The following is an 18,213-nucleotide window of genomic DNA, read 5'->3' on the forward strand; positions in this document are numbered from 1 at the left end:
AGGGAGGATCAGCCCGACGACGTGAGCGGTCGCGTCAGGTGCAACTACAGGGATCTGTAACGGGGTTGAGGAGGGTCAGGCGCCGAGAGCAGGGAGGATCACGGCGTCGACGTACGAGGTGAGGAACGTCTGGGTCGGCGGCAGTTCGTCGATCAGTGTCCGGGCCGCGAAGCCACCGACCAGCATGTGCATCACGAAGCCGATCGCGGGGTTGTCCGGACGGACCTCACCCCGGTCGACGGCACGTTGCAGCATGCGCCGAATCTCCGCCATCTCCGGCTCGATGAGCAACTCCCGGAAGGCGCGCAGGAGATCGGGGTTCGTGTGCGTCGCCATGGCCAGTCCTCGCATCAACGCCGAGTTCTGTTCCATGTGACAGTCATCCTCACGCACCACCATCGCGTGGAAGTCGCCCCGCAGGGACCCGGTGTCGACGTAGTCGGAGAAGCCCGGCTTCTGGTGCCGCATCGCCCTGGCCACGAGCTCGGCCTTGCCGCCCCACTGGCGGTAGAGGGTGGCCTTGCTGGACTTGGTGCGAGCGGCGACGGCGTCCATCGTCAGAGCGTCGTAACCGACTTCCCGAAGCAGGTCGAGCACAGCCGCGTACAGCTCGGCCTCACGCTCGGGCGTGATCCGACTGCGTCGCGCCGTTGCGGCTTCAGTCATCCCACTCACCTTCTCCTGCTCCGCGTACGGAGCGGGAGAGCTCCGGACGACACGGTTGCCTATGCCTCTGAAGATACCCCGAGACCAAGCGAAACGAAACCGTTTCGTACGTGTCGTGTGTCACCAGTTTCCGGCTCAACCCCGCAATCGACACCCAGACACAAGTTGCCGAGGCCTCCCGAGCGGAAAAGCATAGGGAGGTGAGCGACGAGTACGAGAACGCGACCACCGGGGAGAACGCCCCCGGATACCTGCGCTTCCCGCACCTCAGCGGCGACCGGCTGTGCTTCGCGGCCGAGGACGACCTGTGGGTGGCCCCCCTGGAAGGACCGGGCCGTGCGTGGCGCCTCACCGTCGACCGTACCAAAGTCGGCCACCCCCGCTTCTCCCCCGACGGCCGCCACATCGCGTACACGAGCTGGCGCAGCTTCGTCCCGGAGATCCATCTCGTACCGGTGGACGGCGGCCCCGGCAGACAGCTCACCTACTGGGGCAGCGCCGACACCCAGGTCTGCGGCTGGTCACCCCCTGACAAGGACGGAAACGGCGACATCCTCGCTGTCGCCTCGCACGGCCAGCCCTTCTCCTACTTCACCTGGGCCTACAACGTCCCCACCGACGGCGACCCCGGCGGCAAACTCCCCTGGGGCCCGGTCTCCGACATCGCGGTCGCCGACATCGACGGCGAACGCAAGACCCTGCTGCTCACCGGCACCCCACCGCACGAGCCGGCCGCCTGGAAACGCTACCGGGGCGGCGCGACGGGACGGCTCTGGCTGCACGGCAGGCGCCTCCTCGCCGACCTCGAAGGCCACTTCAGCGCCCCCATGTTCGTCAGCGGCCGCGTCGCCTTCCTCTCCGACCACGAGGGCGTCGGGAACCTGTACTCGTGCGCGTACGACGGCTCCGGCCTGCGCCGCCACACCGACCACGACGCGTACTACGCCCGGCACGCGTCCAGCGACGGCACCCGGGTCGTCTACCAGTGCGCGGGCGACCTGTGGATCGTCGACGACCTGTCCGTCGACTCGATCCCGCGCCGGCTCGATGTTCGGCTCGGGGGGCCGCGCGCGGGACGCCGTCCGTACCAGGTGCCGGCCGCCCAGCACGTCGACAGCATCTCCGTGGACGAGACGGGCCGGGCCAGCGCCGTCGTCGTACGCGGCAGCCTGTACTGGCTCACCCACCGCGACGGCCCCGCGCGCACCATCGCGGACACCCCGGGCGTACGGGTCAGACTCCCCGAGATGCTCGGCTCCGGCGGTCAGGTCGCCTATGTCACCGACGCGGAGGGCGAGGACGCCGTCGAGATCGCCTACCTCCCACGCGCGACCGGCGAACGCGAACCGCGCCGCCTCGCCTCCGGCGGACTGGGCCGCGTACAGGAAATGGTGTCGGACCCGCAGGGCCAGCGCCTCGCGATCGCGTCGAACGACGGGCGGCTGCTGCTGCTCGACGCGTCGGAGGAGTCGGGGGACTCCGAGGACTCCGGGGACTCCGGGGACTCCGAGGACTCCGAGGACTCCGAGGACTCCGAGGACTCCGAGGACTCCGAGGAGTCCGGGGAGTCCGGGGGCACCTCCCGGACGAAGTCCGGGGGAGGTGAGGTCACCGAGCTCATCCGGTCCATCAACGGGCCCGTGCGCGACCTGGCCTTCTCACCGGACGGTGCCTGGCTGACCTGGGCGCACCCCGGGATCGGCCGCTCCCTGCGCCAGATCAAGATGGCGCGGATTTCCCCCAAGGGACAAGGGGACCGCCTGATCGTCGACGTCACGAACGGCCGCTTCGAGGACGAGAATCCGGTGTTCACCCGGGACGGCCGCTATCTGGCCTTCCTGTCGTGGCGCGGCTTCGACCCGGTGTACGACGTCCACACCGGGGACCTGTCCTTCCCGCTCGGCTGCCGTCCGTACCTGGTACCCCTGTCGTCCGCGACCCCTTCCCCCTTCGCGCTCAACCCCGACGGGCGTCCGGTCGCGGGAGGCCTGGACCCGGTCGAGGACGACGCGGGCGACGGCTCCACGGTGACCGTCGAGATCGAGGGCCTGGAGAGCCGGGTGACGCCGTTCCCGGTCACCGCCTCCAAGTACTCGGCGCTCCACCCGGTCGCGGGCGGCGGCTTGGTCTGGCTGCGCTGGCCGATCTCGGGCGCGCTCGGCGAGACCTTCGCCAACCCCGACGACACGTCCGGCCGCCCCACCCTTGAGTACTTCAACATCGCCAAGGCGAAGAAGTCCGAACTCGTCGACCATCTGGACTGGTTCGCGGTGAGCGGCGACGGCAGCCGACTGGTCGTGGTCGACGAGGGCGACCTGCGCGCCGTCCCCTCCACCGAGTCCGGCGACGGCGACTCCACGGTCTGGATCGACCTGCGCCGCATCCTGCACGAGGCGGACCCGCCCGCCGAGTGGCGCCAGGCGTACGAGGAGGCGGGCCGCATCATCCGCGCCTACTACTGGGAGCCGCACATGTGCGGCATCGACTGGGACGCGGTGCTCGCCCAGTACCGCCCACTGGTCGAACGGGTCGCGTCCCCGGACGAGTTCGCGGATCTGCTCCGGGAAGTACTGGGCGAACTGGGCACCTCCCACGCGTACGTCTCCGCCGCCCGCCGCAACGAGGGACCGGCCCACTACCAGCGCTGGCAGGGCCTCCTGGGCGCCAACTTCGTCCGACGGGACGGCAGTTGGATGCTCAAGCGGATCCTGCCCGGCGACTCCTCGGACTCCAAGGCCCGTTCACCGCTGGCCGGCACCGGGATCCGTGAGGGCGCGGTGCTCACCCACGTCGACGGCCGGCCGGTGGACCCGGTCACGGGCCCGTATCCGTTGCTGGCGGGCGCGGGCGGTACGACGGTGGAGCTGACGTTCACATCGGCGGAGTTCACGTCGGCGGGGTCCACGTCGGCGGAGTTCACGTCGGCGGAGTTCACGTCGGCGCGGGGCGAGGGACGGTCGCGTCGGGTCGCCGTCGTCCCGCTCATCGACGAGCGGCCGCTGCGCTACCAGGACTGGGTGGCCAAACGGCGCGACGTCGTACGGGAGTTGAGCGGTGGGCGCTGCGGCTACCTGCACATCCCCGACATGGGCGGCTCGGGCTGGGCCCAGTTCAACCGCGACCTGCGTCTGGAGGTGTCCCGGCCCGCGCTCATCGTCGACGTACGCGGCAACGCGGGCGGCCACATCAGCGAACTGGTCGTCGAGAAGCTGACCCGCAGGATCCTGGGCTGGGACCTGACACGCGACGCCCAGCCGGTGTCGTACGCCTCCAGTGCCCCGCGCGGTCCTGTGGTGGCGCTGGCGGACGAAGCGACCTCGTCCGACGGCGACATGATCACCGCGGCCTTCAAGCTGCTGAAGCTGGGGCCGGTCGTCGGCCAGCGCACCTGGGGCGGCGTGGTCGGCATGACCGGCCGGCACCGCCTCGGCGACGGGACGGTGATCACGGTCCCGATGAACGCCGCCTGGTTCGACGCGTACGGCTGGTCCATCGAGAACAAGGGCGTCCACCCGGACCTGGAGATCCTCCGCACGCCCTTGGACTGGGCGGAGGGCCGCCACGCGCAACTCGACGACGCCGTCCAACTCGCCCTGGACCTGCTGAACACGCAACCGGCGGCATCCCCGCCGGACTACTCGAACGTGCCGGACCGGACGAGACCGAAGCTGCCGCCGCGCAGCTGAACACAGAGGTGGGGCACCCTCATTGAAGAGGGCGCCCCACTCAGGTACTGCTCGTGCGGCCCAACGATCAGACGTCAGAGGTCAGACGTCATAGTCCTGGTCGAAGCGGTCCTGAGCCTCCTGCTGCATGCGGTCCGTGCCCTTCTGGTCACGGTCACGCTCGCCGCGCTCACGGTCCTGCCGACCGGGCTCACGCTGCTGCGAGGAACGCTCGCTCGCCTCGTCCTGGTTCTCGCCCATCTTCTTCTTGGCCTGCTGCTTCATCTCTTCGGCCTTGTCCTGGAACTGGTCCTTCATACCCATGAGATTTCACTCCCGTTTGTGGGTGAGGGGATCGGGGCTCGACCAGACTTACACGGGGGTACAAAGCGCGCATTTCGATCACTCACTCACCGTGAGTACGTCCAGGAATCCCAGGTCAGGCGCCCTGTCGCTCCTGTTCGTCGGCCGCCCCGCCCGCGCCCACAAGTCCCCTACCCACGCCCTTGAGCCGCGGCTCGAGCCGCCGCATCTCCCGTTCCCCGACCGCCGCGATGATCCCGGGGAGGTAACCGCGGACGCCCTGCATCCCCCGCAGCCACCACTGCGCGTACACATGGCTCGACCGGCGCTCGATCCCGTCGACGATCCGGTCGACGGCAGGACCCAGCGGATACGTCTTGTTGGACGGCCACGGAAGCCGCTGCCGCAGTTCGCGCATCACGTCGTCCTGGTCGGCCCCGCGCACCATGTCGGTGTCGGTCCACGACAGGTAACCGACCCCGACCCGCACCCCCTTGTACCCGACCTCGGCCCGCAGACTGTGCGCGTACGCCTCCACGCCCGACTTGGACGCGCAGTACGCGGTCATCATCGGGGCCGGAGTGATCGCGGCGAGCGAGGCGATCTGGAGGAGATAGCCGCGGCTCTCCATCAGTACCGGCAGGAAGGCGCGAGCCGTCACCGCCGAACCGATGAGGTTGACCTCGATCACGCGTCGCCAGGCGACCGGGTCGGACTCCACGAAGGGCCCGCCGTTGGCCACCCCCGCGTTCGCGACGACGATGTCCACCTTCCCGAACCGCTCCTTCACCTCCTCGGCGACCCGCGCCATCGCCTCGTGGTCGGTGACATCGGCGTACCAGTGACCGCTCTCGCTGTGCAGCCGCTCCGAGACCTGCTTGAGCTCGTCCGCCTCCAGACCGACGAGCGCGACCTTCGCCCCACGCGCGGAGAGCTTGCGGGCGAGGAGTTCACCGACTCCCCGCGCGGCCCCCGTGACGACCGCGACCTGCCCTTCGAGGCTCACCTTGCTCATGCGCCCTCCTTGATCTGTGCGGTCGGTGTTGCTTGTGCGTACGTGCTGACGAGTTCGCGTATCCGCCCGGTCACCAGCTCGGGCGCCTCCACCGGCGTCATGTGCCCGAGCCCGGCCAGTTCGGTGACCCCGACGCAGTTGGGCAGCGCGGCGACCAGGGCACACGCGTGCACGGCCGGCGTCATCCGGTCAGCCGTACCCACCAGCACGGCGGTCGGCACCACCAACTGCCTTACGCCGTCGTCGAGATCGAGCAGGTCGAGCACGACCGACCAGGCGTACCGCACCCGCCGCGGACACGCGTGCACGATCCGCGTGCATGCCTCGACCATGCCCGGCGACGAACCGGGGCCCATGGTCGCGTACTTGAGGATCCGCCTGGCGAGTGGCGTCACCGGACCGAGCGGCGCCCGCGAACCGAGGACCGACCGGGTGATACGGGTTCGCAGCCGCCCGGCGCGCATCGGCACCACCCGCGACTCGGCGACCAGCTTCGAACTGCCCGTGCTGCACAGCAGTACAGCCGCCGCGTGCTCCCTCAAACGCGGCCGCGCCGATGCCGCCATCAGCGTCATCCCGCCCATGGAGTGCCCCACCAGCACGGCCTTCTCGCCCGGCGCGAGAGTGGCCGCGAGCACCGCTTCCAGGTCGTCGGCGAGCGCGTCCGTACCGCACAAGTCGCTCGCGGGACTGCGTCCGTGCCCGCGCTGGTCGTACGCGATGACCCGGTGGTCGGCGGCGAGATCGCGTATCTGCGCCGCCCAGAAGGCGGTTGAGCAGGTCCAGCCGTGCACGAGGACGACGGCGGGTGCCCCCTCCGCCCCGTGCACCTCGACGTGCAGCCGCGCCCCGTCGGCGGAGACGGCGGTCAGCTCGCGCGCGGGAACGGGCGGGGCGTAGGGCCCGTGGGACACATGCATGAGCCGGCTCACGCTCCGGTCTCCACGGTCTTCTTCGTACGTCCCTTGTCCACGACTTCCGTGGGCGCCCGCAGCACCTCGTACTCCGCCAGATCGATACGCCGCGTGGCCCTGCGGAACTCGGTCGTGGTCCCCGGCCAGATGGTCGTGTTGACCCCGTTGGCGTCGAGGTACCAGCTTTCGCAGCCGCCGCTGTTCCAGACCGTGCGCTTCATACGCCCCTGGACCTCGCGGTTCCAGGCGTTCACGGCGCTGGGGCGCGCTTCGAGGGCCACCCGCCCGCCGAGAACGTCCAACTGCCTCATGAAGTCGGCCATGTAATTCAGCTGGGACTCGATCATCAGGATCATGCTCGAATTCCCGAGGCCCGTGTTGGGCCCGACGATCGTCAGCCAGTTGGGGAACCCGGCGGCGGTGGCGCCGCGCAGCGACTTCATGCCGTCCTTCCAGGACTCGGCGAGCGTCCGGCCGTCCGCACCGACGACCCGGTCGGCGATCGGCATGTCGGTGACGTGGAATCCCGTGCCGAAGACGATCGCGTCGACCTCGGCCTCGGTGCCGTCGGCCGCGACGAGGGTGGAGCCCCTGATCTCGCTGAGGCCGCCGTCCACCAGATCCACGTTGGGCTGAGCGAGCGCCGGATAGTAGGTGTTGGAGAGCAGGATCCGCTTGCAGCCGATGCGATAGTCCGGGGTCAACCGAGCACGCAGATCAGCATCCTTGATGGCGCGGGCCATGTTGCGCTTGGCCAACTGCTCCACCATCCCCAGCTCGCCCGGCCGTTTGGTGAACGCCTGGACCTGCAACTCCCGGATCCCCCACAGGAGTCCGCGCCTGGCCTGCGCCGTGATGGGCAACTTCCGGTGCAGCCACCGCTCGGCGCCGCTGATGGCACGGTCGACGCGCGGCATCACCCACGGCGGGGTGCGCTGGAAGAGCGTGAGGTGCGCGACCTCCGGCTGGATGGCCGGCACGATCTGAATGGCCGAGGCGCCCGTGCCGATCATGGCGACGCGCTTGCCGCGCAGGTCGTAGTCGTGGTCCCAGCGGGCGGAGTGGAAGACCTTGCCGGGGAAGGTGTCGATCCCCGCGATGTCCGGGACCTTGGGGTCGGACAGCGCGCCCGTGGCGGACACGACGACATCGGCGGTGAGAGACCCACTGCTGGTCTCGATCCCCCACCGCAGCTTCTCGGCATCCCAAGTCAGCTTCTTGACTTCGGAGTTGAAACGAAGGTGCGACCGCAGCCGGAAGACGTCCGCCACGTGCTCCAGATAGGCCCGGATGTACTCCTGCCCGGAGTAGGTGCGCGGCCAGTCGGGATGGGGCGCGAACGAGAACGAGTACAGATGGGACGGTACATCGCAGGCGCACCCGGGATAGCTGTTGTCCCGCCAGGTGCCGCCCACACTGTCGGCCCGCTCCAGGACGACGAAGTCGGTGACCCCTTCACGGCGCAGCCGCACAGCGGCCCCCAGCCCGCCGAACCCGGACCCGATCACGGCCACTCGCACATGCTCGGTCATGCCGACGCCTCCCTAGCCGTACGACCATGCCAGTAAATACTGGCGCAATGGGAGAGTAGGGCAGGTTCGTACTCATGGGTAGGGGTCGCGACAGGGAAAGTTACCGACGGTACGACGTAGGGTGCCGACGTGACGGAGAAGCACGAGTACCGGATGGCGGAGCTGGCCAAGGAGGCCGGCATCACCGTGCGCACCCTGCGCTTCTACCGCGAGCGCAAACTGATTCCGCCGCCCCGCCGCGAGGGCCGTATCGCCTGGTACGACGAAACCCACCTGGCCCGCCTGCGCACGATCACGGCACTCCTCGAACGCGGCCACACCCTGAACGGCATCGCGGAACTGGCGGAAGCCTTCGACCACGGCCGTGACGTGGGTGAGCTGCTGGGCCTCGGCGAGCCCACCGAGGAAACCCCGGTCCGCCTCTCCCCCGAGGAACTGGCCGACGTCTTCGCCGGCCAGGCCACCCCGGAGAACCTCGCCGCCTCCCTCGACCTCGGCTATCTCGGCACCGACGGCGGGGAGATCGTCCACATCAGCCGCCGCCTGCTCGACGCCTCGGCAGCCCTGGTCCGCGAGGGCATCCCCCTCGCCGACGTCCTGTCGACGGCCCGCCTGGTACGCGACCACGCCGACGCCCTCGCCGACCTCTTCATCAACCTGGCCCTCACCGAGAACCGCACCCCGGCCGACCTCCACCGCCTGCGCCCACTGGCGAAGAGCGTGGTCGAGGCGGAACTGTCGATGGCGATGGACAGGCGGCTACGCGACCACAGGGCGTAGCTCGCGGACCACGGGACGTAGGCCGTGAAGCCATAGGACGTAGGCGGTGAAGCCATAGGACGTAGGCCGTGAAGCCATAGGACGCATGCCGTGGATCACGGGGCGTAGCCCATGGACCGAGGAGGGCCTACGCGATCACAGCTGGTAGACCACCGTCACCGGCGCATGGTCCGACCAACGCTCGACATGCGTCGCCGCCCGCTCCACGAAGCCCTTGACGGCCTTGTCCGCGAGCCCCGGCGTCGAGATCTGATAGTCGATCCTCCAACCTGAATCGTTGTCGAAAGCCCGCCCCCGATAAGACCACCACGAGTACGGCCCCTCGACGTCCGGGTGCAGCGCGCGGACGACATCGACGTACCCGCCATCGGTCGCGTCGAGGACCCGCCCCAGCCACTCCCGCTCCTCGGGCAGGAACCCGGAGTTCTTCTTGTTGGCACGCCAGTTCTTGAGGTCGGCCTCACGGTGGGCGATGTTCCAGTCGCCACACACGACGACCTCGCGCCCGTCGGCGGCTGCCCGCTCCCTGAGCCCCTTCAGATAGGCGAGGAACTCCCCCATGAACCGGATCTTCTCGTCCTGGCGGTCGGTCCCGACCTCCCCCGAGGGCAGGTAGAGGCTGGCGACGGTGACACCGGGCAGGTCGGCCTCGACGTACCGCCCGCTGGAGTCGAACTCCTCGGATCCGAACCCGATCCGCACCCGGTCGGGCTCGCGCCGCGTGTACAGGGACACACCCGCGCGCCCCTTGGCCGCGGCGGGCGCGTGCACGACGTGCCAGCCGTCGGGCGCGCGCACCTCGTCCGGCAGCTGCTGCGGCTCGGCCCGCACCTCTTGCAGGCACAGCACGTCCGCGGAGGTCTCGGCGAGCCACTCCACGAAACCCTTCTTCGCGGCGGCCCGAAGCCCATTCACGTTCACAGAGGTAATAGTCAGCACCCGGGCACGATACTTAATCCGTACTGCCCACCCGTACCACCCACACGTACCGTCCACCCTACGCATAGAAGTACGATGGTTCGCATGAATATCCGCCGGGTCCCCTTCGACCACCCCGACGCCGTCAAGCTCAACGACCAGGTGCAGGCCGAATACGCCGAGCGCTACGGCGACGAGGGCGATGTCACACCGCTCGACGCGAGGATGTTCGAGCCACCGCTCGGCCGGTACCTCATCGCGTACGACGACCGGGACCGGCCGCTGGCCACCGGGGGCTGGCGCACACAGAACGAGAACGACGAGGGGTACGCGGACGGCGACGCCGAACTCAAGCGCATGTACGTGATCCCTCAGGCCCGCGGCCTCGGCCTCGCCCGCCGCATCCTGGCCGCACTGGAGACGGACGCCCGCGCGGCCGGACGTACCCGCATGGTTCTGGAGACGGGCACCGAGCAGCCCGAGGCGATCGCGCTGTACGAGTCGAGCGGCTACGAACCGTGCGCCAAGTTCGGCCACTACCGCGACTCCCCCATGAGCCGCTGCTTCGCGAGGTCACTGCGCTCGAAGTAGGCCTCGCCCAAACAGAGATCCCGTTCGCTGATGTACTACGCAGCGCCTCCGGGCGTCGCTTCCAGAGGCGGAACGTGTTCGGCACTAGCCGGTCGGCTTGTCCGTGTGGACGCCTGTCGCGAATGAGTCCGCTGCCGCCTGGATCCCAGCAACGTACTCACGCCACCGGGCCCCGTCTCCCATCTCGTCATGATCCGGACCGGCGCGCCCGTCGATGAGTTCGCGGACCACATCGGCATGGCCGGCGTGCTGGGCAGTCTCGGACACCATCCGAATGAGCAGAACGCCCAAGGTCGTGTCGCGCTTTCCCTCCTGCCAGTGGGCCACCCACCCGGCAGCATCCAGGTCCAGGTCCGCGATGGTCTGATCGGCGTGCGCACAGGCGCGTCTGTAGAGCCCGATCAGGTACTCGCTCGACTCATCGGGTGTCGCCCACATGTCGGCGCCCTCCCAGATCGAGCCGTCCTCGATCCACGACATGGTCTCGGGCGCCGGTCGCTTGAACGACCCACCGAGGTACTCGTACTCCACACCGGCCAGGTGCTTGATGAGGCCGAGCAAGTTGGTGCCGGTCGGCGTCAGGGGCCGACGCAGGTCGTACTCACTCAGGTCCGCAAGCTTGCCCAGTAGTCCTGCCCTGTGAGCTTGCAGCTTGCGATGCAACTCCTCTTTGAGATCGAACACTCTCGCCCCTTTCGCCGCCGGAAACCCGCACGCCATCCCGAGCAACGGCGCCGATCGCAGACAGTCTCGTGGCCCGACTCAGCCGTTGTACACCCTGCCCCGTGGGACCTGAGGCTCCGCCGAGAAGAACCAGCAGGGCACATCCGCGGTCGGCGTAGCCACGGTGGACGCCGCCCTTCGGCAATGCCGGCCCGTCAGTGGTCCCGCCCCATCATGACGACCGCGATGACGGCGTCCACGGGGTACGGATTCCGCCAGTGGTGCGGGGTGCCCTGCTGGGCGAACGCCTGCCCCGCCGACAACTCCGCGGATGTTCCGTCCTCCATCTCCAGCACGATCCGTCCGGAGAGGACGAGTCCGACGTCGAGCGTGGAAGTGTGGTGGAACTCCGCAGGCGGCGGAGCGTCGGGGGCCTCGGGGGGCACGGTCACTGACCAGAACCGCACCCCGCCCGCCGTGGGGAAGAACGGCGACTCCACCGCGTCGTCCCCTGGCTTCACCGCGTCGCCGCCCGGCAGCACCCCGTCGCCCTCCCAGAGCCGGCCGAGGCCACGCCCGTCCGGGACGCTGGTGACGGGCACGACTTCGTCCCGGGTGATCGTCGAGAGTCCCGTCTCGGTCACCCCGGTTTCGACTACTCGGTAGCTACTCATCAGCGGCGTTCCATCCTGCTGTCCATGAGTTGATGCGGATCCGGACATGTAGTGCCTCCATAGCGAGTCAGATCGGCGTGACCTGGATACTTACGATTGGTATGTAACGCCACGATAGGCCAGTATGAGAGGGCCTACAAAACACACATCCGTGTCCGCTACCGAAGGGGGATGTCCGCAATGGACGCCGTCGCGGCTCAGAGGGAAACAGCCGCACTCCCGGGGCCCTGCGCCCGTATCCCGGTCGAGCACGCGGACTTCGTCCGCCAGATCATGGACCGGGTCGGGGACAAGTGGTCGTTGATGGTGATCGCGACCCTGCAGGACGGCCTGATGCGCTACACCGAACTGCTGCACGCCATCCCCGGCATCTCCCAGCGCATGCTCTCGCGCACCCTGGCCCAGCTCCACCAAGACGGCCTGATCACCAGGACCGCCTATGCCGAGGTGCCGCCACGGGTGGAATACGCCCTCGCCCCGCTGGGCGCCAGCCTCATCGACATCGTGGTCTCCCTGATCGACTGGTCGATCACCCACCACGACGAGATCCGCCGGCACCGGGCCGACGCCGGGACAGCCGACTCACGCTAACGGGCCGCGCCCGCGCGGGTACTTGGAGCTTGAGCAGTCACCTGGACGCCAAAGAGCCCCAGTTGGATCACTCCAACTGGGGCTCTGAGCTGCGGTGGACCTGTGGGGATTTGAACCCCAGACCCCCTCGATGCGAACGAGGTGCGCTACCAGACTGCGCCACAGGCCCTTGCAACGAGAGAAACTCTAGCACCCCCATCAGGGTGCCTGGAAATCCGTTCCTGGCTGGTCAGCCAGCGGCCCCGAGGGACCGTCACAGCACCCTCACTCGTTGGCCGCGCGCGGCCGTTCCCCGTCCTCGTACTGGTCGAACAGCGGGGTGCGACCGCGCTCGCGGGCGCGCCGGGCGGACGCGGCGCGACGCGCGTCGCTGCGAGTGTCGTCGGCGCAGTCCGCGCCATCGGCGCCCCCGTCGTCCTCGTACTCTTCCTCGGCGACGCGCTCCGCCTCAGGCGCACTCGACTCGACTGCGCTGGACCGCGCCGAGCTCCACGCGTCCGGCGCCCCGAGGTCGACACTGGATGTGGCCCGGGGCGCGACCGGCGCGGTCACGTACGTCGGAAGCGGAACCGGCACCGGATCCCAGCTGTCGCCCCGGCCGGGGCCGCGCTGCCGCTCGCGCTGCTGATCCACCCACTCCGCGTGATCGGTCTGCTCGACGAGCGCGCGGCGGTCCGCGGCGAGCGCGGAGAGACCGGGGTCGGTCTCCGGCTCGGGTCCCTCGTCCGGCTCGTCGGCTCCGGGGTCGGTGGTCGGCCGCCGTCGCGGCTGCCTCTCCCGCAGCCGCTGCGCGGCGGCCTCTGCCTGGCGCCGGTCCATCGTGTACGTGAAGCGACGCCTTTCCTGGGCGCGCAGATACACGATGTACCCGCTCAGCATCACTGCCGGTACGGCGGGCGCCCACAGGAACGCGAGCCCGCCGACGGCCGCCACGATCGTGCCGAGCGTGAAGGCGAGGAAGAGCATCACCGTCGTACGCCGCCGACGCGCGAGCACCTTCGAGCGCCGGGCACGCGCCGCGGCCTCCGCCGAGGAAGCACGCCGCGCCGCGGGGGTCCGCCGGGACACGGAGTTCGGGTTGGGCTCGGACTTGGACCTGGCCGACTGCTTCGGCGCGGACCTGGCCGACTGCTGCGGTACGGGCCTGGCGGTGGCCGGTGCCGAGTGCGCCGCGCGCGCCGGCTCCTGCGCCGTGTGCGCCGGTTTTCCGTGCTGGGTGCCGGGCCTGCCCGCACTCTGATGCGTCGGCTCCGACTCCGGCTGGACGGGCGGCTGCGCCTGAACCCGCTCCCGCACCTGCGGCCGGGACTGTGCCTGCGCGTGCGTCTGCGGTCGGTGCTGGGCCGGCGCTTGCGCCTGGGCCGGAGGCATGGCGAAGGCCCGGACGTCCACCGAGTCGGTGACGCCGTCCGAATCGGCGCTGGGCTCCCCGTCTTCGGTGGAGCGCGCCCGCAGGTCCTTGGCGTATCGGCGCTCCATGCCCGCCCGTCCGGACAGCAGCCGGATGGCGGTGCTGAAGCGTTCCGTCGGACGGGCTTCGTTCAGCTCGTCCTGCCTACGGAGCCACATCGGCACCAAGTAGGCGGCCCAGGCCCCGACGATGACTGCGTAGATGAGGCCGCTGCTGCTCACGCCTCACACGGTAGAGGGGTTTGCGTGAGGCCATCTGCCAATTGAGTCGGTGTGTCGCACGATCTGGCTGATATTTCGAGCTTTTTTTGTGACCGATGCGATCAGCTGGCCGCTGGGACCGCGAATTTAATGCCCCGAGACGATCGCCGGGCGATCAATTTCGAACACCTATTTCATTTACTGGCGTTGCCCGGCTTGCTCGGGTTCTGCGTGCCCGTCTGCCCGGGCCGCACCTGTTCGTGCCCTACCTGCCCCGGCCTGGTCTGGTCCAATCGCTCCTGTTCGGAGCGCGCCCGCTCCGCGCGCGTCCGCTGCCAACGCCCGAGCAACCCCTCCGGTACCTCTTCGGCGGTGAGCGCGAAGACGAGATGGTCGCGCCAGGCTCCGTCGATGTGAAGATAACGTGGACGAAGGCCTTCCTCGCGGAATCCGAGTTTCTCCACGACTCTGCGGCTGGGCCCGTTCTCGGGGCGAATACAGACTTCGACGCGGTGCAGTCCGACAGTGCGGAAGCAGTGGTCGGTCACGAGCGCCACGGCCGTCGGCATCACTCCGCGCCCGGCCACCGACTGGTCGACCCAGTAGCCGATGTGCCCGGAGCACATCGAGCCCCAGGTGATTCCGGCGACCGTCAACTGCCCGACGAGCCGCCCCTGGTACTCGATCACGAAAGGCAGCATCCGGCCCGCGTTGGCCTCGGCCCGCAGGTGCCGGACCATCTGCCGGTAGGTCGGCCGGTGCGCGATCGGACCGCTGGGCGTGGGCGGCGGAATGGTCGCCTCCCAGGGCCGCAGCCAGTCCCGGTTACGTCGGTTGACCTCACGCCAGGTCCGCTGGTCGCGCACCTTTATCGGCCGGAGGACGACATCGCCGTCCACCAGCTCGACGGGCCAGGATGGGGTGTTCAGCTCACACCCCCACTGCCGCTGGGTCTGGTGTGGTCGCCGCCGCGGATCTGGTCGACGGCGTGAGTCAGCAGGGGCTCCAGGACGGCCAGTCCGTCCTTCACCCCACCGGTGGAACCCGGCAGGTTGACGACCAGCGTCCCTCCCGCGACTCCAGCGAGCCCCCGGGACAGCGCCGCCGTGGGCACCTTCACATTTCCGAACGCCCTGATGGCCTCGGGAATGCCCGGGATCTCGTGGTCGAGAACGCGACGGGTGGCCTCCGGGGTCCGGTCGGTGGGCGAGATGCCGGTGCCGCCGGTGGTGAGGATGACGTCGTACCCGGCGTCGACACCGACTCGTAGGGCGTTCTCCACCGGGTCCCCGTCCGGAACGACCCACGGCCCGTCGACGGCGAAGCCGAAGGACTTCAGCCCCGCCACGATGAGCGGACCGCCCCTGTCCTCGTAGACACCTGCCGCGGCACGGTTGGAGGCCGTGACGACCAGGGCGCTGTACGGGGCGACGAGGGCGCCGCCGATCGGCGGTTCGACCGGCGCCGTCATGCCCGGCTCCAGTCGCCCGACTTGCCGCCCGTCTTCTCCTCCACGCGTACGTCCGTGATGACCGCCCCCTTGTCGACCGCTTTGACCATGTCGATCACGGTGAGGGCCGCCACACTGACGGCGGTGAGGGCCTCCATCTCGACGCCCGTCCGGTCCGTGGTCTTCACGGTGGCGAGGATCTCGACGGCGTCGTCCGTGACCGACAGATCAAGCTTGACACCCGACACCGACAACGGGTGGCACAGCGGGATCAGGTCCGGCGTGCGCTTGGCGCCCATGATGCCGGCGATGCGTGCGGTCGCGAGGGCGTCACCCTTGGGGACACCCTCGCCGCGCAGCAGCTCGATGACACGGGGTGAGACCAGGACGCGGCCGCTGGCACGGGCGGTGCGCGCGGTCACGTCCTTGGCGGACACGTCGACCATGCGGGCGGCGCCCACCTCGTCGATGTGCGTGAGCCGGTCCTGTGCATGGGGTCCGGGGGTCTCCCCCCGGGATGGAACTGTCATGTGCTGCGGCGCTCCCGGTCGGCCTGTTGTGCGCGACACGGTACCGCCAACTCGGCCCGCTCAGCCGAGCAGGACCACGTCGACCTCGGCGCCGGGCTCGACCGAGGTGTCGTTCTCGGGGACGACGATGAGGGCGTCGGCCTGTGCGAGGGCCGCGACCAGATGGGATCCGGCGCCTCCGACGGGCGTCACCCGGCCGTCCGCGTACGTCCCTCGCAGGAACTGTCTGCGTCCCGCGGGCGAGGTCAGTGCCTTGTCGGTCACGACGACTGCCCGCACCGTCGGGCGGTGGATGTCCTTCAGGCCCATCAGGGTGCGGATCGCGGGGCGGACGAACAGTTCGAAGGAGACGTACGAGGACACGGGGTTGCCCGGGAGCGCGAGCAGCGGGGTGTGGTCGGGGCCGATGGTGCCGAAGCCCTGGGGCTTGCCGGGCTGCATGGCGAGTTTGCGGAACTCGATGCCGCTGCCCGCCTCGTCCTCGTCGCCTACGGAGGAGAGGGCTTCCTTGACGACGTCGTACGCTCCGACGCTCACCCCGCCCGTGGTGACCAGCAGATCTGCTCGGATGAGCTGGTCCTCGATGGTGGCGCGGAGCGTCTCGGCGTCGTCGGCGACCGCGCCGACCCGGTAGGCGATGGCTCCGGCGTCGCGGGCGGCGGCGCAGAGGGCGAAGCTGTTGGAGTCGTAGATCTGGCCGCTGCCCAACTCCTCGTCGGGCTGGACGAGTTCGCTGCCGGTGGACATGACGACCACACGGGCGCGGGGGCGTACGCGTACGGTGCCGCGGCCGATCGCGGCGAGCAGGCCGATCTGCGGCGGGCCGAGGATCGTGCCGGCGTCGAGGGCGCGGTCGCCGGCTTTCACGTCGCTGCCCTTGGCGCGCACGTGCGCGCGTGCCTGGGCCGGGCGGTGGACCTGTACCTGCCCGAAGGCGCCCTCGGGTGCCGCGCTGTGGGCCCGCATTCCGGAGACCGGGCCCTCGCCCAGGCCGCCGTCGGTCCACTCCACGGGGACGACTGCCTCGGCGCCGGGAGGCAGCGGGGCGCCGGTCATGATGCGCGCGGCCTGGCCGGGGCCCACGTGGAGCAGCTCCGCCTGGCCCGCCGCGACATCGCCGACGACCGTCAGAACGGCCGGGAACTCCTCGCTCGCGCCCGCGACATCCGCGACCCGCACCGCGTACCCGTCCATCGAGCTGTTGTCGAACGGTGGCAGGGAGACCGGCACCGTGATGTCCTCGACCAGCACGCAGCCCTGGGCGTCGAGGAGTTGCAGCTCGATGGGTTCGAGGGGGCGCACGGTCGCGAGGATGTCCTCCAGGTGCTCGGTCACCGACCAGATGTGGTCCTGGCCGGTGACACGGGTCGCGGCGGTGCTCAAATCGCTACATCTCCTCGGCTACGTAACTGCGAAGCCAGGTCCGGAAGTCCGGGCCCAGGTCTTCACGTTCGCATGCGAGTCTGACAATGGCACGCAGGTAGTCGCCGCGGTCGCCGGTGTCATAGCGGCGGCCCCGGAAGACGACGCCGTGCACGGGGCCGCCGACCTTCTCGTCGGTGGCGAGCTGCTGGAGGGCGTCGGTGAGCTGGATCTCGCCGCCGCGGCCCGGCTCGGTCTTGCGGAGTATGTCGAAGACGTGCGGGTCAAGGACGTAGCGTCCGATGATCGCGTAGTTGCTGGGCGCGTCGGCCGGGTCCGGCTTCTCGACCAGGCCCGTCACCTTCACGAGGTCGTCCTCGCCGGTGGTCTCGACGGCGGCACATCCGTAGAGGTGGATCTGCTCGGGCGCGACTTCCATGAGCGCGATGACGCTGCCGCCGTGCTGCTCCTGGACCTCGACCATGCGCGCGAGCAGGGGGTCGCGCGGGTCGATCAGGTCGTCTCCGAGAAGCACCGCGAAGGGCTCGTGGCCGACGTGCGGGGCCGCGCACAGGACGGCGTGACCAAGTCCCTTGGGGTCGCCCTGGCGCACGTAGTGCATGGTGGCGAGGTCGCTGGACTCCTGAACCCTGGCGAGCCGGTCGGCGTCGCCCTTCTTCTGGAGGGCCGACTCGAGCTCGTAGTTACGGTCGAAGTGGTCCTCAAGGGGACGCTTGTTGCGGCCTGTGATCATCAGGACATCGTCAAGACCCGCTGCCGCGGCCTCTTCGACCACGTACTGGATCGCCGGCTTGTCGACGACCGGCAGCATCTCCTTGGGCGTGGCTTTGGTGGCCGGCAGGAACCGGGTGCCGAGGCCTGCTGCGGGGATGACAGCCTTGCTGATCCTGGGGTGTGACTCAGTCATGTCCGAACCATATCCGGTGG

At 69.5% G+C, this 18,213-nt stretch carries 18 protein-coding genes and 1 tRNA gene; 4 read left to right on the forward strand and 15 right to left on the reverse strand.

Annotation, left to right across the window (positions count from 1 at the left end):
• Window positions 1-75: 75 nt before the first annotated feature.
• Window positions 76-666: a TetR/AcrR family transcriptional regulator gene (locus tag AB0N66_RS11835; protein WP_365431872.1), complete on the reverse strand. Its 591-nt coding sequence runs from the start codon at window positions 664-666 to the stop codon at window positions 76-78.
• A 200-nt stretch (window positions 667-866) separates the two neighbouring features.
• Between AB0N66_RS11835 and AB0N66_RS11840 the strand changes: the two genes are divergently transcribed.
• On the forward strand, window positions 867-4,352 hold the full coding sequence (locus AB0N66_RS11840; protein WP_365431875.1) for a S41 family peptidase: 3,486 nt from the start codon (window positions 867-869) through the stop codon (window positions 4,350-4,352).
• Window positions 4,353-4,433: 81 nt separating this feature from the next.
• Here the strand turns inward: AB0N66_RS11840 and AB0N66_RS11845 are convergent, their stop codons facing one another.
• The 4 genes from AB0N66_RS11845 to AB0N66_RS11860 form a co-directional block, all read right to left on the reverse strand.
• A complete protein-coding gene (locus AB0N66_RS11845; protein WP_365431878.1) occupies window positions 4,434-4,655 on the reverse strand; it encodes a hypothetical protein in 222 nt (73 codons plus the stop codon).
• A gap of 115 nt (window positions 4,656-4,770) precedes the next feature.
• Complete coding sequence (locus AB0N66_RS11850) at window positions 4,771-5,649, reverse strand: SDR family oxidoreductase (protein ID WP_365431881.1); 879 nt, start codon at window positions 5,647-5,649, stop codon at window positions 4,771-4,773.
• Window positions 5,646-6,581 carry an alpha/beta hydrolase gene (locus AB0N66_RS11855; protein ID WP_365431884.1) on the reverse strand — a complete coding sequence of 312 codons (936 nt, stop codon included), beginning with the start codon at window positions 6,579-6,581 and terminating at the stop codon, window positions 5,646-5,648. The genes AB0N66_RS11850 and AB0N66_RS11855 overlap by 4 nt, the downstream gene beginning before the upstream one ends.
• Complete coding sequence (locus AB0N66_RS11860; RefSeq protein WP_365431887.1) at window positions 6,578-8,095, reverse strand: NAD(P)/FAD-dependent oxidoreductase; 1,518 nt, start codon at window positions 8,093-8,095, stop codon at window positions 6,578-6,580. Before AB0N66_RS11860 ends, AB0N66_RS11855 begins: the two co-directional genes overlap by 4 nt.
• A 153-nt stretch (window positions 8,096-8,248) precedes the next feature.
• Between AB0N66_RS11860 and AB0N66_RS11865 the strand changes: the two genes are divergently transcribed.
• Entirely contained in the window at window positions 8,249-8,875 is a 627-nt protein-coding gene (locus tag AB0N66_RS11865) for a MerR family transcriptional regulator (protein WP_365432701.1), read from the forward strand.
• A 135-nt stretch (window positions 8,876-9,010) separates the two neighbouring features.
• Here the strand turns inward: AB0N66_RS11865 and AB0N66_RS11870 are convergent, their stop codons facing one another.
• Window positions 9,011-9,814 (reverse strand): exodeoxyribonuclease III, encoded by an 804-nt coding sequence (locus AB0N66_RS11870; RefSeq protein ID WP_365431890.1) that lies wholly within the window; start codon window positions 9,812-9,814, stop codon window positions 9,011-9,013.
• 84 nt (window positions 9,815-9,898) lie between these two features.
• On the opposite strand from AB0N66_RS11870, the gene AB0N66_RS11875 reads away from it, so the two are divergent.
• The gene (locus tag AB0N66_RS11875) at window positions 9,899-10,384 is read left to right on the forward strand and encodes a GNAT family N-acetyltransferase (RefSeq protein WP_365431893.1); all 486 of its coding nucleotides are present in this window, start codon (window positions 9,899-9,901) and stop codon (window positions 10,382-10,384) included.
• Window positions 10,385-10,468: 84 nt separating this feature from the next.
• Here AB0N66_RS11875 and AB0N66_RS11880 read toward each other — a convergent pair whose 3' ends face one another.
• Window positions 10,469-11,068 (reverse strand): DinB family protein, encoded by a 600-nt coding sequence (locus tag AB0N66_RS11880; protein WP_365431896.1) that lies wholly within the window; start codon window positions 11,066-11,068, stop codon window positions 10,469-10,471.
• Window positions 11,069-11,262: 194 nt separating this feature from the next.
• Entirely contained in the window at window positions 11,263-11,721 is a 459-nt protein-coding gene (locus AB0N66_RS11885) for a cupin domain-containing protein (RefSeq protein ID WP_365431899.1), read from the reverse strand.
• Window positions 11,722-11,901: 180 nt separating this feature from the next.
• Here AB0N66_RS11885 and AB0N66_RS11890 point away from each other — a divergent pair, with 180 nt between their 5' ends.
• The gene (locus AB0N66_RS11890; RefSeq protein ID WP_365432704.1) at window positions 11,902-12,312 is read left to right on the forward strand and encodes a helix-turn-helix domain-containing protein; all 411 of its coding nucleotides are present in this window, start codon (window positions 11,902-11,904) and stop codon (window positions 12,310-12,312) included.
• A gap of 95 nt (window positions 12,313-12,407) precedes the next feature.
• On the opposite strand, the gene AB0N66_RS11895 is transcribed toward AB0N66_RS11890, so the two are convergent.
• From AB0N66_RS11895 to galU, 7 genes are all read right to left on the reverse strand, one after another.
• Window positions 12,408-12,481, reverse strand: a tRNA-Ala gene (locus AB0N66_RS11895).
• 95 nt (window positions 12,482-12,576) lie between these two features.
• A complete protein-coding gene (glpR, locus tag AB0N66_RS11900; protein WP_365431902.1) occupies window positions 12,577-13,944 on the reverse strand; it encodes a gephyrin-like molybdotransferase receptor GlpR in 1,368 nt (455 codons plus the stop codon).
• Window positions 13,945-14,117: 173 nt separating this feature from the next.
• Window positions 14,118-14,852 carry a GNAT family protein gene (locus AB0N66_RS11905; RefSeq protein WP_365432707.1) on the reverse strand — a complete coding sequence of 245 codons (735 nt, stop codon included), beginning with the start codon at window positions 14,850-14,852 and terminating at the stop codon, window positions 14,118-14,120.
• Window positions 14,849-15,394, reverse strand: coding sequence for a MogA/MoaB family molybdenum cofactor biosynthesis protein (locus tag AB0N66_RS11910; protein ID WP_365431905.1), 546 nt, complete (start codon window positions 15,392-15,394; stop codon window positions 14,849-14,851). Before AB0N66_RS11910 ends, AB0N66_RS11905 begins: the two co-directional genes overlap by 4 nt.
• On the reverse strand, window positions 15,391-15,903 hold the full coding sequence (gene moaC, locus AB0N66_RS11915) for a cyclic pyranopterin monophosphate synthase MoaC (RefSeq protein ID WP_365431908.1): 513 nt from the start codon (window positions 15,901-15,903) through the stop codon (window positions 15,391-15,393). Before moaC ends, AB0N66_RS11910 begins: the two co-directional genes overlap by 4 nt.
• Window positions 15,904-15,963: 60 nt before the next feature.
• Window positions 15,964-17,286: a gephyrin-like molybdotransferase Glp gene (glp, locus tag AB0N66_RS11920; RefSeq protein WP_365431911.1), complete on the reverse strand. Its 1,323-nt coding sequence runs from the start codon at window positions 17,284-17,286 to the stop codon at window positions 15,964-15,966.
• A gap of 4 nt (window positions 17,287-17,290) precedes the next feature.
• Window positions 17,291-18,193, reverse strand: a complete 903-nt coding sequence (galU, locus tag AB0N66_RS11925) for a UTP--glucose-1-phosphate uridylyltransferase GalU (RefSeq protein WP_365431914.1) — start codon at window positions 18,191-18,193, stop codon at window positions 17,291-17,293.
• Between the last annotated feature and the right edge of the window lie 20 nt (window positions 18,194-18,213).

It is taken from the genome of Streptomyces sp. NPDC093544, assembly GCF_040683495.1.
Lineage (GTDB): Bacteria > Actinomycetota > Actinomycetes > Streptomycetales > Streptomycetaceae > Streptomyces.

What these genes read in the sequence shown, in the direction of transcription:
- AB0N66_RS11835 (WP_365431872.1), bottom strand. Translation starts at nt 666, where the DNA reads ATGACTGAAGCCGCAACGGCGCGACGCAGTCGGATCACGCCCGAGCGT.
- AB0N66_RS11845 (WP_365431878.1), bottom strand. Translation starts at nt 4,655, where the DNA reads ATGGGTATGAAGGACCAGTTCCAGGACAAGGCCGAAGAGATGAAGCAG.
- AB0N66_RS11850 (WP_365431881.1), bottom strand. Translation starts at nt 5,649, where the DNA reads ATGAGCAAGGTGAGCCTCGAAGGGCAGGTCGCGGTCGTCACGGGGGCC.
- AB0N66_RS11860 (WP_365431887.1), bottom strand. Translation starts at nt 8,095, where the DNA reads ATGACCGAGCATGTGCGAGTGGCCGTGATCGGGTCCGGGTTCGGCGGG.
- AB0N66_RS11865 (WP_365432701.1), top strand. Translation starts at nt 8,249, where the DNA reads ATGGCGGAGCTGGCCAAGGAGGCCGGCATCACCGTGCGCACCCTGCGC.
- AB0N66_RS11875 (WP_365431893.1), top strand. Translation starts at nt 9,899, where the DNA reads ATGAATATCCGCCGGGTCCCCTTCGACCACCCCGACGCCGTCAAGCTC.
- AB0N66_RS11885 (WP_365431899.1), bottom strand. Translation starts at nt 11,721, where the DNA reads ATGAGTAGCTACCGAGTAGTCGAAACCGGGGTGACCGAGACGGGACTC.
- AB0N66_RS11890 (WP_365432704.1), top strand. Translation starts at nt 11,902, where the DNA reads ATGGACGCCGTCGCGGCTCAGAGGGAAACAGCCGCACTCCCGGGGCCC.
- AB0N66_RS11910 (WP_365431905.1), bottom strand. Translation starts at nt 15,394, where the DNA reads ATGACGGCGCCGGTCGAACCGCCGATCGGCGGCGCCCTCGTCGCCCCG.
- moaC (WP_365431908.1), bottom strand. Translation starts at nt 15,903, where the DNA reads ATGACAGTTCCATCCCGGGGGGAGACCCCCGGACCCCATGCACAGGAC.
- galU (WP_365431914.1), bottom strand. Translation starts at nt 18,193, where the DNA reads ATGACTGAGTCACACCCCAGGATCAGCAAGGCTGTCATCCCCGCAGCA.